The sequence below is a fragment of the Vibrio sp. 661 genome (assembly GCF_033339315.1).
In the GTDB taxonomy this organism is placed as follows: domain Bacteria; phylum Pseudomonadota; class Gammaproteobacteria; order Enterobacterales; family Vibrionaceae; genus Vibrio; species Vibrio alginolyticus.
In genome coordinates, this window is the sequence record NZ_JAWOUJ010000003.1 from 185,938 (window position 1) to 201,577 (window position 15,640).

Genomic DNA, 15,640 nt, shown 5'->3' on the forward strand with positions numbered 1-15,640 from the left:
CACTCTACTCCGGAATCTTCGTGTTTCCTTTCGTTAGCAGAGCCAGCGAGTTGTTCTCTATACCCTCGTGAACACTATGAATACATTAGAAAAAATTCAAAAAAACCTGGAGAATTTCAGTAAGTCAGAGCGCAAAGTTGCGGAAGTAATTATGGCGTCTCCACAAACTGCAATTCATTCAAGCATTGCAACGCTGGCTAAAATGGCTGACGTTAGTGAGCCCACTGTAAACCGCTTCTGTCGTCGTCTGGACACCAAGGGCTTTCCAGATTTTAAGCTTCACTTGGCACAGAGCCTAGCAAACGGCACCCCTTACGTTAACCGTAATGTGGAAGAAGACGATGGCCCAGACGCGTACACCCATAAGATTTTCGAATCGACGATGGCCTGTTTAGATGTCGCGAAAAATAGCCTAGATCCAATGCAAGTGAACCGTGCGGTCGATTTGCTAACGCAAGCGAAGCGCATTTCATTCTTTGGCCTTGGTGCATCATCTTCTGTTGCCCGAGACGCACAAAACAAGTTTATTCGCTTTAATATTCCAATTACTTGTTTTGAAGATATTGTTATGCAGCGCATGAGTTGTATCAACTGCAGTGATAATGATGTTGTGGTTCTTATTTCTCATACCGGTCGAACAAAGAGTCAGGTAGAAATAGCGAACCTTGCTCGTGAAAATGGCGCAACGGTTATTGCGATTACAGCGAAGGATTCTCCTCTAGAAAAGGCAAGCTCGCTGGCCATCACGCTCGATATTCCAGAAGATACCGACGTTTACATGCCAATGGCAAGCCGGGTTGTACAAATGACAGTGATTGATGTGCTAGCAACTGGCTTCACTCTTCGCCGTGGTACAGGTTTCCGTGAGAACCTAAAACGCGTAAAAGATGCGTTGAAAGACAGTCGCTATGACAAACTAAGCCAGTACTAAGCACTAAAGCTTAGTCAATACTTTATCTAGGGGAGCTCAAGGCTCCCCTTTTGTTTTAATGCTGCTAAGGGAGCAATCACCCTAAGTCGTTGACACTCGATAAGTCCGTTCTTGATTCCAGTACTTCAACAGAACTGACATGTTGTGCACTCTCTGCTACACACTCTCCACTACAATCACAGACTTGCTGCAATATGTGTATCAAACGTTCCTGATTAAGAGGTAAAGGATTCCCTTTGATTGCCATTGATTTAAGCGCATCATTCGCCACTTGCTCAAAAGAGGTTTGGCATACTCCAAATTGAGCCAGTAGCGGTAACGCTAACTTATCTAGCACCATATTTACCCAAAGAATTCCATCGTGTTCGTTAGCATTTACTCGCTCAGTGACTAATTGGGCCAGCTTACGATAACGACTTATCACATCATTCCTACCCGCGAGTTTAGCAGCGTTAATGTTCTCCTGCATCACGTGCGGAGCTAGGCGAGCCGTAATAACGCTATGGGGGGCGTCTAACTTGCCTCCTAACGCCGATGCTAACCCATGAGCAGCACCTAATTTGGCATTAGTAATCGCCATACCACCAAGCAATGCAGCGAACGATAAATCAGAGCGCGCCTTATGATTATCTTGCTTACAAGCGGCAATCACTGAACGGCTTAAACGGCGTAGCCCCTCTTCGCAGACCATATCAGTAAGAGGGTTTGGCTCACCACACACATACGCTTCCATTAAATGAGTGAACGCATCCATTGCGCCACGTCCAGATGTGTATTGGTCGGTCCCGTAAGTAAGTGTCGGGTCTACAATGGCAACGTCTGCGAGCATATCAGGGCTTCGAAGACTCACTTTCACTTTATCTTGTCCAGATTTCAGCACAGCATTTCTGGTCACTTCTGAACCAGTGCTTGCTGTCGTAGGAATTGCAATAAAATGAAGAGGCTTTGCTTTTAAAGGGACGCTTCTTCCTACCACTTCTACGTAATCGTAAACATTGCCTTGATTGGGAATAATGGCAGCTAAGGCTTTGCCCATATCGATGACGCTGCCACCACCTATCGCAACCACCATATCAGGTTGGAATTTTCTACCGAGCACTGCGGTCTCTTCTACCATCGTGATGTATGGTTCACCAACGATAGCTACGTGCTGGTAACGCATATTTTGAGCTTTAAGATATTGGATAATGGGGGCGGCTCGTTGGGTATCCTGCCCAGTAACCAGCAAAACACTGTAGCCAAATTGGTTAATAACGGACAATGAAGATTGAAGTGCACCTTCACCAAATATAATCCTTGTTGCAGTCATAAACTGAAACATACACACCCTCCCAAAAGAATATACCCAAATAACCTCTCGCCCTCTGATTTAACACTTATGTAAGAGTTGAAGTTATTTGCGTATAGCCAAAATAGATTGCTATTTTTTTAAACAAAAAAAATTGACCAATTCCACCTTGCCATCATTAACCCTTTAGAATGTATGTTTTTTATGCGTCACTTCACATACTTCAGAGCCGTAAAATAAGCACGCGCGTTTAGTTTTTATTCGATAGATTTCACCTATAGAACCAAGAGGTAATTGCCGCTTTATTTCCGTATCTGGATCGGGCATAGTTACTCCAACAAAAGAAAGCGCACTCAGCCGCTATGTTTTGTACGCTTTCAAAAAAGAATAGATTTAGGAGAAATAAGATTATGTTCGTTGTTATCTTTGGTCGCCCTGCATGTCCTTTCTGTGTTCGTGCAAAAGAGCACGCAGAAACGCTAAAAGCAAAACGTGATGACTTCAACTACCGTTACGTTGATATTCACGCTGAGGGTATTTCTAAAGCAGATCTTGAGAAAACAGTTGGTAAACCAGTTGAAACCGTTCCCCAGATCTTTATCGACCAAGAGCACATCGGTGGCTGCGACGAATTCGAAGCATACGCGAAAGAGCACCTAGGTCTATTTGACGAGTAATAAAGACTGTTTTCAAAAAAGCCGCTTCATGCGGCTTTTTTATTATTTTTCAGCTGGTTATTACGTTAAGTCAACTAATGGTAAAACCTAAAAAAATTCACTTATCTTTTTGCTATATTTAGTTACAATTCACAGTTCTTAATCTTTTTTGGCACACACTCTACCGAGCCACACAGTGAACATAGACGTCGTATACCTTCTTGAGCAAAACCCTATCCTTCTAATCTTCGTCGTATTAGCCATTGGCCTTGCCATCGGAAAAATTCGATTTGGCAAATTACAATTAGGCAACTCTATTGGCGTTCTTATTACCTCTTTGGTAATGGGCCACCTTGGTTTCTCATTTAATGCAGAAGCTTTAACCATTGGCTTTATGCTGTTTATCTACTGCGTTGGCATTGAAGCTGGACCAAACTTTTTTGGTATATTCTTCAGAGATGGTAAGCATTATTTTATTTTAAGCATGACTGTTCTCGTGTCTGCGGTCAGCTTAACGTATGGTTTGAGTCACTATTTCGGCCTCGATTTTGGCTTATCCGCCGGTATGATGGCAGGCGCATTGACCGCAACGCCAGTACTGGTTGGTGCACAAGATGCTCTTAACTCTGGCCTTGCGACTATACCGCGGAATATGGAATTTTCTCTGGTATTAGAAAATCTATCCGTAGGCTACGCGATGGCTTATCTGGTCGGCTTAATTAGCATGATCATGTTTGCTAAATTGTTGCCAAAACTGCAAAAACAAAACCTTTCTGACTCCGCGCAGCAAATCGCACAAGAGCGTGGCCTTGGAAATTCAAGCCAGAGAAAAGTGTATTTACCCATTATTCGAGCTTACCGAGTGGGCTCAGAGCTAATTGACTGGACTGATGGTAAAAACTTGCGAGAACTGGGTATTTATCGTCAAACTGGCTGTTACATTGAACGAATCCGTCGCAATGGTATTCTCGCCCACCCAGATGGTGATGCTATCTTGCAAGAGGGAGATGAAATTGCACTGGTTGGCTTCCCTGACAGCCATGCTCGATTAGACCCTAGCTTCCGTAATGGTAAAGAAGTATTCGACCGTAACTTGCTTGATTTACGCATCGTTGAAGAAGAAATCGTCGTAAAAAGTGACGCTATCGCTGGTAAACGTTTATCGGATTTGAATTTGTCTGAGTTTGGCTGTTTCTTAAACCGCGTAGTTCGCGCTCAGATTGAAATGCCTATGGACTTAGACATTGTGCTCGCTAAAGGGGACGTCCTTCAAGTGAGCGGCGAGAAAAGCCGAGTACATGGACTGGCGGAAAAAATCGGTTTCATCTCGATCCACAGTCAAATGGCCGATTTGCTCGCTTTTTGTAGCTTCTTTATTTTGGGTATTCTGTTTGGCCTCATCACAATGACGTTCGGTCAGGTGTCTTTCAGTTTGGGTAATGCGGTGGGTCTTCTGTTGTCCGGTATTACGCTTGGTTTCTTACGAGCAAATCACCCTACTTTCGGTTATGTCCCACAAGGGGCGCTGAATATGGTCAAAGATCTAGGGTTAATGTTCTTTATGGTGGGAATTGGTCTAAGTGCAGGTGGAAAGATGTTCGAGCACCTAACGCAAGTAGGACCAAAAGTCATTGGTTTGGCATTTATTGTCAGTGTTGTGCCTGTAGTTCTGGCTTACTTAGTTGGCGCACACGTACTCAAGATGAACCGTGCTCTGCTCTTCGGTGCCATTATTGGCGCCCGTACTTGCGCTCCAGCTATGGATGTCGTTAACGACTACGCTAAGTCCACCATCCCTGCCCTTGGTTATGCGGGTACCTATGCGATTGCGAATATTTTAATGACGCTAGCTGGTACGATTCTGATAATACTAAGTTAATACTCACTTTGACTATGAAATACAAAAAGGCGCTCAATGAGCGCCTTTTGTTTATTGGTTATCTAGTCTGTGATTCGATTAGATTTGAATGAAGTCTGCTTCAACTGCTGGATTCACATCCGCTTCGTAATCTACGCCTTCAACGCCGAAACCAAATAGTTTCAAGAACTCTTCTTTGTACTCAACGTAGTCAGTCAGCTCTTTTAGGTTCTCAGTCGTAATTTGAGGCCATAGCTCACGACAGTGCTGCTGAATGTCGTCACGAAGTTCCCAGTCATCCAGACGTAGGCGGTTCATCTCATCAACTTCTGCCGCGCTACCGTCTTCTTTGTATAGACGTTGGCTGAACATACGGTAGATTTGTTCCATACAGCCTTCGTGTACACCTTCTTCGCGCATTTTCTTGAATACCATTGCGATGTACAGTGGCATAACAGGAATTGCAGAACTCGCCTGAGTTACAACAGATTTAAGTACCGCAACATTGGCACTACCACCTGTTGCTGCTAACTTGTCGTTTAGCGCTTTCGCTGCACGGTCTAGGTCCATTTTTGCTTTACCTAGTGCACCATCCCAATAAATTGGCCAAGTTAGCTCAGTACCAATGTAGCTGTACGCGACGGTCTTACAACCTTCAGCAAGAACACCAGCATCAGACAACGCATTGATCCAAAGTTCCCAATCTTCACCGCCCATTACAGTGACAGTGTCTTTGATTTCTTCTTCTGTTGCAGGCTCAACGCTAGCTTCGATGATCACATCTTTGTTGGTATCAACAGCCGTTGATGTGTAAGTTTCACCGATAGGTTTAAGAGATGAACGAACTAATTCACCAGTTTCTGGCATTTTACGTACTGGAGATGCCAGTGAGTAAACCACCATATCGATTTGACCTAAGTCTTCTTTGATCAGCTCGATAGTTTTCTGTTTCGCTTCATTTGAGAAAGCGTCGCCGTTTAAGCTTTTTGCGTACAGACCTTCTTCACGCGCTAGCTTTTCAAAAGCAGCGGCATTGTAAAAACCTGCTGTACCTGGCTTCTTCTCAGTACCTTCTTTTTCGAAGAAAACACCGATAGTTGATGCACCGCCACCAAATGCCGCAGCGATACGAGAAGATAGACCGTAGCCACTTGATGCACCAACAACAAGAACACGCTTAGGTGCGTTTTTGATTGGACCTTGCGCTTTGGTGTACGCAATTTGTTCTTTTACGTTAGCTTCACAACCAACAGGGTGCGTTGTAGTACAGATAAATCCACGAATTCTAGGTTTGATGATCATATTCAACTTCCTTTAAAAAACCTTGTTAGGATAAAAGTTTCGTTGGGATTTCGCATCTAATTTCTGTAAAAATGCTCTTAAAAGGCAAGTGGTTGGAGCACTATCCCACCATCCACTCCCCAAGAATACAAAAAAGCACCTCATTGAGGTGCTTTTCTTAACATTAGTTGTCTATTATGCCGCCGGATTCAACTGCGACTTTTTTGGGCTATGAGTTCGCACTTCAGAAAAGTCATGACTAAAGTGGTCAACTTGAATCGCCTTGTAGCGCAATTTATCTGCAGCCATGATTTGATCAATTTCTTGTTCAGTTAACACGCCTGCTTCAAATGCTTGCTGCAAACGATCATGTAGCAGACCTTTACGAGCCACTTTACCATCCTTCGCAGCCTTCATAAGTTTACGCTCCAAAGGTTTAATGTCGTACATTGCAAGGAATGCATTCTCCATTAAGCCTACGCTGTCATCCTCTGATTTTCCGATGTAGCACAGATGCGTGAGGCGATCACGTTGCGCGCCTGGCGTCATCATCGCTTCAGCCAAATTCACACACAGCTCATCACTTGGCTTATTGAAATGATTACCAAGCGGGAACAATAGCCCCTTAAGCACACCGCCAACGTATTTCACAGGGAAGTTGGTGTAAGCCTCATTTAATGACTTAGAAGCGTTATACAAACAGTGTTGAACAGCGTAATGAACGAAGTCTAGATCGCCTTGTTGACGGCCTTCATCTTCATACTTTTTCAAGGCAGCAGATGCCATGTATAGATAGCTTAATCCATCACCCAAACGTGCGGAGATCATTTCTTTACGCTTCAAGTCTCCACCTAAGGTTAACATCGCAAAGTCTGCACTTACTGCAAGTGCACGACTGAGACGAGTAATGTCTTTGTAGTATTGCTGCGTTGGGCCACTCATGTGCGCGTTAACAAATCGAGAACCAGTTAGTGCTGCACCAAATGCACCGAATGTATTACCGAGCGCGTGCTTGATGTGTTTAAAGAGTAAGTTGTCAAATTCTTTCGCACCTTGTTCAGAATCTGGATTCGCCGCTGCTTCCATTTCTTTTAGAACATATGGGTGACATCGAGTCGCACCTTGACCAAAAATCATCAGGTTACGAGTCAGAATATTCGCGCCTTCAACGGTGATAGCAACCGGGATACCAAGGTAATGTTTAGCAAGATAGTTCATTGGGCCATCTTGAATCGCACGACCCGCATGGATATCAAACGAATCATTTAGAATGGTACGCGCGATTTCCGTCATGTGGTACTTGGCAATCGCGGTTACAATCCCAGGTTTTTCTTTCATATCGAGAGAAGTCGTCGTTAGCGTACGCGTCGCTTCTAGTAGGTAAGTAAGACCACCAATGCGCCCCATTGCTTCTGCAACACCTTCAAACTTACCGATCGACATTCCAAACTGTTTACGCACGTAAGCATAAGCACCTGTTGTACGTGTAGTAAGGTGACCAATCGCTGTGCCAAGCGCTGGAAGAGAGATACCACGACCAGCAGAAAGACACTCAACCAGCATACGCCAACCTTTACCTGCGTAATCAGCGCCACCGATCAACCAGTCCATAGGGATGAAGACATCTTCACCACGAGTTGGGCCATTCATGAACGCAGACCCCAGAGGATCATGGCGCTCGCCTATCTCGACACCTTCATGGTCAGCGGGAATCAACGCACATGTAATGCCAACCTCTTTCTTGTCTCCAAGTAGCCCTTCAGGATCCTGCAGTTTAAATGCTAACCCGAGCACTGTCGCAACTGGCGCAAGCGTGATGTAGCGTTTATTCCAACTAACTCGCACGCCAAGCACTTCTTTGCCTTCATGGGTGCCGTAACAAACCACGCCTTGATCAGGTATGCCACCTGCATCAGAACCCGCTTCAGGGCCAGTTAGGGCGAAACAAGGGATGTCTGTACCATCAGCTAAACGAGGCAACCAGTAATCTTTTTGCTCTTGCGTACCATAGTGCGATAGCAGCTCACCAGGGCCAAGAGAGTTCGGTACCATTACCGATACCGCGGTACTGATACTTCGAGTCGCAATACGAGAAACAATGGTTGAGTTCGCCAAAGCGGAAAATTCACGACCACCATATGCTTTCGAGATGATCAAAGAGAAAAATCGCTCTTTACGTAGGTACTCCCATACTTCAGGCGGTAAATCCCTGTCTTCTTTGACAATCTTCTGGTCATCAAGCATTTCTAGCAGGGTTTCAAGCTCATTATCCATAAATGACTGCTCTTCTGCCGTCAGTGTAGGCGTTGGATAATGATGCAATGTTGTGAAGTTTGGCTTGCCTGAGAATAGTTCGGCATCCCACCATACACTACCCGCTTCCATCGCCTCTTTCTCGGTGCTAGACAGAGGTGGCAATACTTTTTTGAACACTTTAAAAGCCGGGTCACTAATCCATTTTCTTCGTAGAGAGCTCATAGTTCAGATCCTTTTGTTCACGTAACCGCTCGGGGTATAATCTTATTATTGGTTTAACTTTCTTATTTGTCTTATGCCAACTGCTTTGCTGACATTCCTGCTGACAAATATGGAATCAGTAAATCGACGACAGATTTCACATCGACTTCCTTTTCAAACTTACTTTCTGCCAGCTCCGAAAGAGCTTGGCTTGAAGCCATCGTAAATACACAGGTTCCTAACGTGAAGTGCAGTCGCCAAAACAACTGTTCTTCACATAGTTCCGGGTTCGCCTTCATTATCGAGAAAGTGAAAAGGTTCAGTACCTCTTCGTATCTGGTGGTAATGAACCAGCGTAGATGACCTTGAACGTCTGTATAACCGCGGCCAATTAACAACATAAATAGCGCAGTACCATTTGGGCGTACATCATTTAATGTACGTAAAGGTAATCGCAATGACTCAAAGACATCGTCCATGTTGTAGCTATCGCGCGTGTTTAGCTCAATTAATGAAGTCTTAATGCTCGGCATTAGTGCTTCTAAATACCTATCTAAAACCGCTCTAACCAGCGTTTTTTTATCGCCAAAGTGATAGTTTACCGATGCTAAGTTAACGTTAGCTTTACCTGTTATCGTTCTTAGCGAAGTATCATTAAAGCCATGTTCAGCAAAGAGTCCTTCTGCGACATCGAGTATTTTTTCTTTTGTTGATGTTCTCGGGGCCATTTTAATCACTCGTATTAAACAACTGTTTGAAAATATACTCCCGAAACCTAAGATTAACAAATGATTAACATCACACTTTAACCAATTGGTCTGACCAGACAGCAAAAGGTGTGATCTAATCTTTTGAAATTCAATCGAATACTCCAATGAAGCTTGTCAGAAGAAAACGATCAAGTTTCTCAGACCAGCGCAATTGAAACGCTAACAATAGCGTTGGCGGCTCGGAGTGAGCGAAGAGAGTATGAAATACATCTTCGGTTCTAGGGGAGATAAAATGAGAAACACAGAAGTTAGTAACTTCGCCAAGTTGGTAATCCATCTCGATTTTTCTATTACTTTCGGATGTGTAAGAAGCTAGAAAGCATTAAGTAGAAATTTTTTGAAAAAAAATGGAACTGTTTGGAAAAGGCTCGGTCTGAATATACGTAACAGTTAGGGCATTTGAAGTTTCACTGGCCGTCAAACTTGTTTCCATCTAATTGTTACGTTGCTGCTTTTTTCTTATTAACTCCTATGTTTGTATCCGCCCAGTCAAATTTTCGGCTGGGCTTTTTTTCGCCTATAGATTTACCAAACGCCCCTTTCGATGATTTGCCCCGACTCCATAAGCTAGACCTTAGTTGGTCACAAAAGTAACCACCCTGAAGTGGTTGATGTGCCAATCTGCAGACATAAAAAAGCCTCCCGAATGGGAGGCTTTACTAAACAGTGTGTATCTTACGCTTGCGCTTTCTTAGGCAAAGAAAAGTGCAGTAACGCGTAGCCAAGTAACGCGGCTGTCGTCGAGCCCATTAAGATACCTAGTCGAGCATAGGTATCAAACTCAGGGCTTACATTTCCAAACGCTAAAGAGGAAATGAATATAGACATTGTAAAACCGATACCACACAACACAGAGACCGCAAAGATATGCTTGAAGTTAATGCCTTCCGGTAACTTAGCTACACCCATTTTCACAGCTGCCCAACTAAAGGTGAAGATACCTAGAGGCTTACCAACCAGTAGCCCCAAAGCAATACCTAATGGCAGCATTGAAGTTAGGCCTGACATCGATACGCCTTCTAGCGAAATCCCCGCATTTGCAAATGCGAATAGAGGTAAGATACCAAATGCCACGTATGGATGAAGTGCGTGCTCCATGTGCTTAAGTGGGGAATGTTCGCCCTGTTTACCCTTAAGAGGAATAGCAAAGCCGATCACTACGCCTGCAAGTGTTGCGTGAACACCAGATTTAAGTACCGCAAACCATAAGATCGCGCCGACTATCATGTATGGCGTCAGTTTCGTTACTTCCTTAGCATTCAACATGAACAGGACACCAGTCATGATGAAGCCAACAAGCAGCGCCATGCTAGAAAGATCACCTGTGTAAAACAGTGCAATAATAACAACCACACCTAAATCGTCGATGATAGCGAGAGCTAACAAAAACACTTTAAGGCTTACTGGTACGCGCTTACCTAGTAGCGCCATGATACCTAGAGCAAATGCAATATCCGTCGCAGCTGGAATTGCCCAGCCAGAAACCGCCTCTGGGTCGTTAGCATTAAACGCAACGTAAATAAGAGCAGGGGCTAACATACCACCAACCGCTGCAATCGCAGGGAAAATTGCGGTTTCTTTTGATTTTAGCGCTCCTTCAAGTAGCTCTCGCTTCACTTCAAGGCCAATAAGTAAGAAGAAAACAGCCATTAGGCCGTCATTAATCCAGTGAGAAACTGACATACCGAATACATAAGTATGCAGTACAGATTGATAAGTTTCGCCCAGCGGTGAGTTAGCAATGGTCATCGCAATTGCCGCTGCAATTACGAGAAGAATACCACCTGCTGATTCCATTTTGAAAAAGTCACGAATGACATCGTTCATGGTTTCGTCCTTATATTTATTATCTTAATAAACGATTAACAAAGAGTGATAAGAGTGTATAGCTGTCGAAAACTTTAGAATAATCGCTTCTTCAGAGTATAAACTTCGGTTTTTTCGATGTTAAGTTTACTATACATCGTATTTTCCAACATGACACTCAGTTTTGATCGGAGATCGTATTTGTTTTTGTCGCACCAAATATTTATCAAGATGATGAGAAAATCAGCATAACACGGCTTGTACCATCATGATAACCCCGTACTTTTGAGAAAAAGCTAGGAAGCTTCGCGCACTAAAAAACCACCCGTAGGGGGTGGTTTTCTTCACAACTCAATAGCCTGTCAGCTGCATAAAGCCCCAAGCCTCATTGGAGCCGGAAGCTAAAGTAGGCCCTTCCCAGTAAGGTATTACAAAGGGTAGCCACATATCTGACTTGATAATACGGGTAGTCAAGTTAATTTGATGCTTCGGAATATTGATAATCCACTGCAAAGGTAACCTTCTTCCATTGGATAAACTGGTCACTTGCATTGGTTTAATACTGATATCATCGTCTGAGAGGTTGATGACTTTACCTGAGCGTGTCGACAACGTGCCAAACACGTGCGGTGTTTGCCCATGGTGACGATAACGGCTAACAGTTAATGCTCGACCATCATCTAAATTGAAAACAAACCAATCCCAGCCTTGTTGCCCCTCACCAATTAAGCCGCTGCCCCACTCTTTTTGCGCCCAAGCAGAACCCGTCACTGAGAATCGCTTACCATTTAAGCTTAAGCTGCCTTTTACTTTTAAAAATGGAGCACTGAAGCTGAAAGAAGCAACAGATTGCAACGCATGTTTAACTTGGAAGCCTTTGTCTCCATTCACCACAAAGGGGCCGCTTGTCATGGTATTGAGCTCAAGTCCAAACGTATCAGTATTCACATTCAAGTTGCCCGGGAAAGGCGTCGCACCGAGTGATCGCCAAGTCCAATTATCAATCCATAACCTGAAAGGACGATTGATCATACCAGCTTGGCCTATCCCACCTCTAGCTACCCGTTGCTCTTTCCATACATGCGAGCCATGACTGACGACAACATGTGAAATGTACAATTGAGGGTTCTGCCAACCGCTGGTTTCTCGCTCGTCCGTCGCAACCCTGAAATAGCTCCATTGAACATTGTAGATCTTGCCTTGCTCATCTTTTAGTTTCGCAAAGTAGTGCCACCATTCATGCTGATACTCGGGATGAAAGCGAAAGTCTGAGGGTAAAGAGACATGCTCATTAGGTAGTACAGGCTCGAAAATCGTTTGATTTTCACGCGTTAAGATAGAATCAAGTTCGCTTTCTCGTGTTGCTGTCGCCTCTAACCAAAAAGTTGAGTAAAAAGCAGCCCCAGTCAGAAAAGCGAACGTAACAACAATGAGCGTTGAAACCAACAAGCGTTTTTTAGAGCCCATTTTTTTCATTACAACGCGTCCCTTAATGACTTCATCGGTGTACTTTTGATCATTCTAATAACTGGCAATGCGCCAGCAACCATGATGGCAAGCATCGCCCAAGCAATGGTTTGAGCATACTCCCATGGAATCGTTTGAAGCTCTAGAGACCAGCCAAATGATTGCTTAATGATAATATCAACGATCAAATGTGCGAGCGCCAAGCCGAGCGGCACTGCAATAATCGCAGAAATGGCTCCGAAGACGAATAGCTGCAAACCACCTAATACGACAAGTTCTTTTCCGGACACACCCATGCACCTTAATAAGGAAAAATGCCGCTGCCGTGAAAGTTCTCCTGCCAACGTCGCAAAGAATAAACCAAACACGGCAATAATCAGCGTGATATTGCCCAAGGTTCCTGCTATCGCAAAGGTATGATCAAACACTCTCATTGCTTGGCTATAAATATTACCGTTATCAAACACACGATCTTGCGGGAGACGGAATACATTCTCTAAGCGATTTTTCAGCCCTTCTCCATTGACGTTATCTTTTAATACTACGCCAAGACCAACATTACCCGTACCTGCAAATGCATACAGCCAATTCCGGTGCGACATCATCACCTGGTTATATGGGTTTCCATAATCGTAGTAAACGCCTACGACTTGCCAATCACCACCAAGCGGTTCTTGCAAGTTAATGAAATCGCCAGGGCGGATATCCAGCTTCAAGGCCATCGACTCACTGACCATTAAGCTCTTGGTAGCGTGCAGTTGATACCAGTAATTTGGGACACCTAACTTGACGGTAAGTGAGTCTAACTCACCTTCAGAAGAGCCCGTACTCACAACTTGCAGAGCACCATGCTCGGTCGGCATATCTTTTTCCCAGCGCCACCAAACCGAGTTCACCTCTGGCTGATTCTGGAGCCATGCGCTCATCCTAGCGGCTGAATTGTTGGTCGGATAGATGTACACATCAGCGGCTAATCGCTGATTTAGCCACTTATCGGTTGTATCTCGAAAGCTTCCGACCATTGTTTCTACACCAATGTTTGCCGCCAGCGCTAACATAAACGCCATCGTAGCCACACCGCGATAGCTCATGCTGGCTGCTGCATCAGCAAAAAACCAACGGACACGAACCCATCGCATGGTATAAGAAAAACTTTGGAACATATGCCACATAATAAATGGCATAAACAACGCCACACTAACCAACATCAGCGCAATAATAGCAAAGCCGGTTTCTTGTGTTTTCGGCGCCTGATATACCGCTATTGCAGCGACACAAAACGCACATGCCGCAAGCGCCTGCCAAGAGAACTCTCTTCCAGCAAATCGCATTAGCGACAGTCGAGAAGAAAGGCGGATTGGTTGTGACTTCAGCAAACGGATTAATGGCCACAGACACGATATCAACGCACCCATCGCTGCCATGATTAGACTGTATAAGCTAGATTGCCATGACCATCCTATGGTTAAGCCTACGTTGGCATCATACAAATCACTCAGGCTCGAAGACACTGCTGGGATAAGTTCATTTGCTAAGATCAAGCCAAAAAAGTTACCACACGCCCACGCAATAAAGACGAGCAAAGACAACTCTAGTAATAAAGCTTGCGCTAACTGTGTTCCGTTAACACCAGTCTGTCTCAAAATACCGACCAAACGTTGTCGCTGGATGAAAGACAGAGACATCGCTTGATAAAAAATAAACAACCCGACCAAAAACGACAACATTCCCATCGCGGTGAGATTCATATGGAATGCGTTAGTTAGCGACTCAAGCTCAGTACGCGTATTCCTAACGAGCGTCATTCCGTTTGGCAACATGTTTTTCAGTGCTATCAGCTTTTCCTCTGGCATTTCGCCACAAGAAATCGCAGACAAACCTGAGCTCCGCTTGAGCATACGCAACAACGATATATCAGTAACCAACCGAGTACCCGAAAGCATCTTGTCCTTATCTACTTGAATAGGCCCGAGACGGCTTCCGTCATTCATCTCAATGAAGTCCCCATCCTGCCAACTCATGTAAGCGGCTAAATCTTGACTAACGAGAATAGGATAAGGAGGCTTCATTAGTGATAAAACCGGCATCTCACCCAGCGATTTTCCTTGTTGTAGTGGGATCATCGCGACAGGATCTATCCCCACCAACATCAGGCTCATATCGGTCTTGGCATCTAGATGAAGCACATCAAACGGTGCACATTGGTTAAACCCAGCTCGACGTAACTGAATATAGAAACCTTGAGGAATTTTATTGGCAGAGTGCTTCGTTCGGATTCGGTATGGCAAAGGATTGGAGAAAAGCTTTTCCCCAGTAGCATAACTTTGTTTTGCATGCTGGTTGATAGAAGTAACACCAACAAGGAGGGACACGCCTAAAGTTAATCCCAGCCAGACAAGAATAATTTGTAGAGGGTAACGACGGTAATGACCGAGTAGTGCCTTAACTACGGGCCATAACATGTAGCTGCCCTCCTTGAAGTCGAATCTTTCCTTCCATATGGGCGGCCACTTTTTCACTGTGCGTCACTAACAGCAAAGTACACTCCAGTTGGCGAGCGAGACTCGTTAATAAGCGCATTACTGCTTCTGCGTTTCGCTCATCTAGACTACCAGTTGGCTCATCAGCAAGCAGGATTTTGGGTTCCATATAGAGTGCACGAGCAATCGCCGCACGTTGTTGCTGACCACCAGACGCCTCTTCCGGATAACGTCCTAGCAATGGCATTAAGTCCAAAGCAGAAAGAATTTGACGCCACAACTCTTTATCTTCCGGCAGACCTTTTAACTGACGACAAAAACGAATATTGTCGGCAATATTAAGTGTAGGAAGCAGGTTGAATTGTTGGAAGATATTCCCAATATTGTTGCGGCGATAAAGGGTTCTTAAATGCTCCGGTGCTTCATGCATAGCAAAATTTGGAAACTGCACTTCACCAGAGTCAGCAGTATCTAATCCGGCGATTAAATTCAGCAGAGTACTTTTGCCCGAACCACTTTCTCCCATCAGAGCAACTTGGTCGCCTTGCTGCAATGTTAATTCTGCCCCTTGTAATACAGGGTGAAACTCTCCCCCGTCTACATAGCCTTTACATAGGTCTGACAGTTTTAACATTGATTATGCCGC

At 44.5% G+C, this 15,640-nt stretch carries 11 protein-coding genes; 3 read left to right on the forward strand and 8 right to left on the reverse strand.

What is annotated here, in order from left to right:
- The first annotated feature begins 76 nt into the window (after positions 1-76).
- Positions 77-931 (forward strand): MurR/RpiR family transcriptional regulator, encoded by an 855-nt coding sequence (locus R7P69_RS08860; RefSeq protein ID WP_005378021.1) that lies wholly within the window; start codon positions 77-79, stop codon positions 929-931.
- 76 nt (positions 932-1,007) lie between these two features.
- Here the strand turns inward: R7P69_RS08860 and R7P69_RS08865 are convergent, their stop codons facing one another.
- Entirely contained in the window at positions 1,008-2,252 is a 1,245-nt protein-coding gene (locus tag R7P69_RS08865) for an iron-containing alcohol dehydrogenase (protein ID WP_054576427.1), read from the reverse strand.
- Positions 2,253-2,629: 377 nt separating this feature from the next.
- Here R7P69_RS08865 and R7P69_RS08870 point away from each other — a divergent pair, with 377 nt between their 5' ends.
- Both R7P69_RS08870 and R7P69_RS08875 read left to right on the forward strand, forming a co-directional pair.
- Positions 2,630-2,896: a GrxA family glutaredoxin gene (locus R7P69_RS08870; RefSeq protein WP_005378026.1), complete on the forward strand. Its 267-nt coding sequence runs from the start codon at positions 2,630-2,632 to the stop codon at positions 2,894-2,896.
- 175 nt (positions 2,897-3,071) lie between these two features.
- Positions 3,072-4,754 (forward strand): aspartate:alanine antiporter, encoded by a 1,683-nt coding sequence (locus R7P69_RS08875; RefSeq protein WP_104975244.1) that lies wholly within the window; start codon positions 3,072-3,074, stop codon positions 4,752-4,754.
- A gap of 78 nt (positions 4,755-4,832) precedes the next feature.
- Here R7P69_RS08875 and fabV read toward each other — a convergent pair whose 3' ends face one another.
- The 7 genes from fabV to R7P69_RS08910 all read right to left on the reverse strand — a co-directional run bounded on the left by fabV (position 4,833) and on the right by R7P69_RS08910 (position 15,628).
- Positions 4,833-6,035, reverse strand: a complete 1,203-nt coding sequence (gene fabV / locus R7P69_RS08880) for an enoyl-ACP reductase FabV (RefSeq protein ID WP_005388648.1) — start codon at positions 6,033-6,035, stop codon at positions 4,833-4,835.
- Between the two features lie 174 nt (positions 6,036-6,209).
- Positions 6,210-8,492 carry an acyl-CoA dehydrogenase gene (locus R7P69_RS08885; RefSeq protein ID WP_017634878.1) on the reverse strand — a complete coding sequence of 761 codons (2,283 nt, stop codon included), beginning with the start codon at positions 8,490-8,492 and terminating at the stop codon, positions 6,210-6,212.
- 71 nt (positions 8,493-8,563) lie between these two features.
- Positions 8,564-9,199, reverse strand: coding sequence for a TetR/AcrR family transcriptional regulator (locus tag R7P69_RS08890; protein WP_005378033.1), 636 nt, complete (start codon positions 9,197-9,199; stop codon positions 8,564-8,566).
- Positions 9,200-9,916: 717 nt separating this feature from the next.
- Positions 9,917-11,068 (reverse strand): Na+/H+ antiporter NhaA, encoded by a 1,152-nt coding sequence (nhaA, locus tag R7P69_RS08895; protein WP_005378034.1) that lies wholly within the window; start codon positions 11,066-11,068, stop codon positions 9,917-9,919.
- A gap of 330 nt (positions 11,069-11,398) precedes the next feature.
- On the reverse strand, positions 11,399-12,523 hold the full coding sequence (locus R7P69_RS08900) for a lipocalin-like domain-containing protein (RefSeq protein WP_042521997.1): 1,125 nt from the start codon (positions 12,521-12,523) through the stop codon (positions 11,399-11,401).
- Entirely contained in the window at positions 12,523-14,976 is a 2,454-nt protein-coding gene (locus R7P69_RS08905) for an ABC transporter permease (protein ID WP_005378038.1), read from the reverse strand. Before R7P69_RS08905 ends, R7P69_RS08900 begins: the two co-directional genes overlap by 1 nt.
- A complete protein-coding gene (locus tag R7P69_RS08910) occupies positions 14,957-15,628 on the reverse strand; it encodes an ABC transporter ATP-binding protein (protein WP_005378040.1) in 672 nt (223 codons plus the stop codon). Before R7P69_RS08910 ends, R7P69_RS08905 begins: the two co-directional genes overlap by 20 nt.
- Positions 15,629-15,640 lie beyond the last annotated feature (12 nt).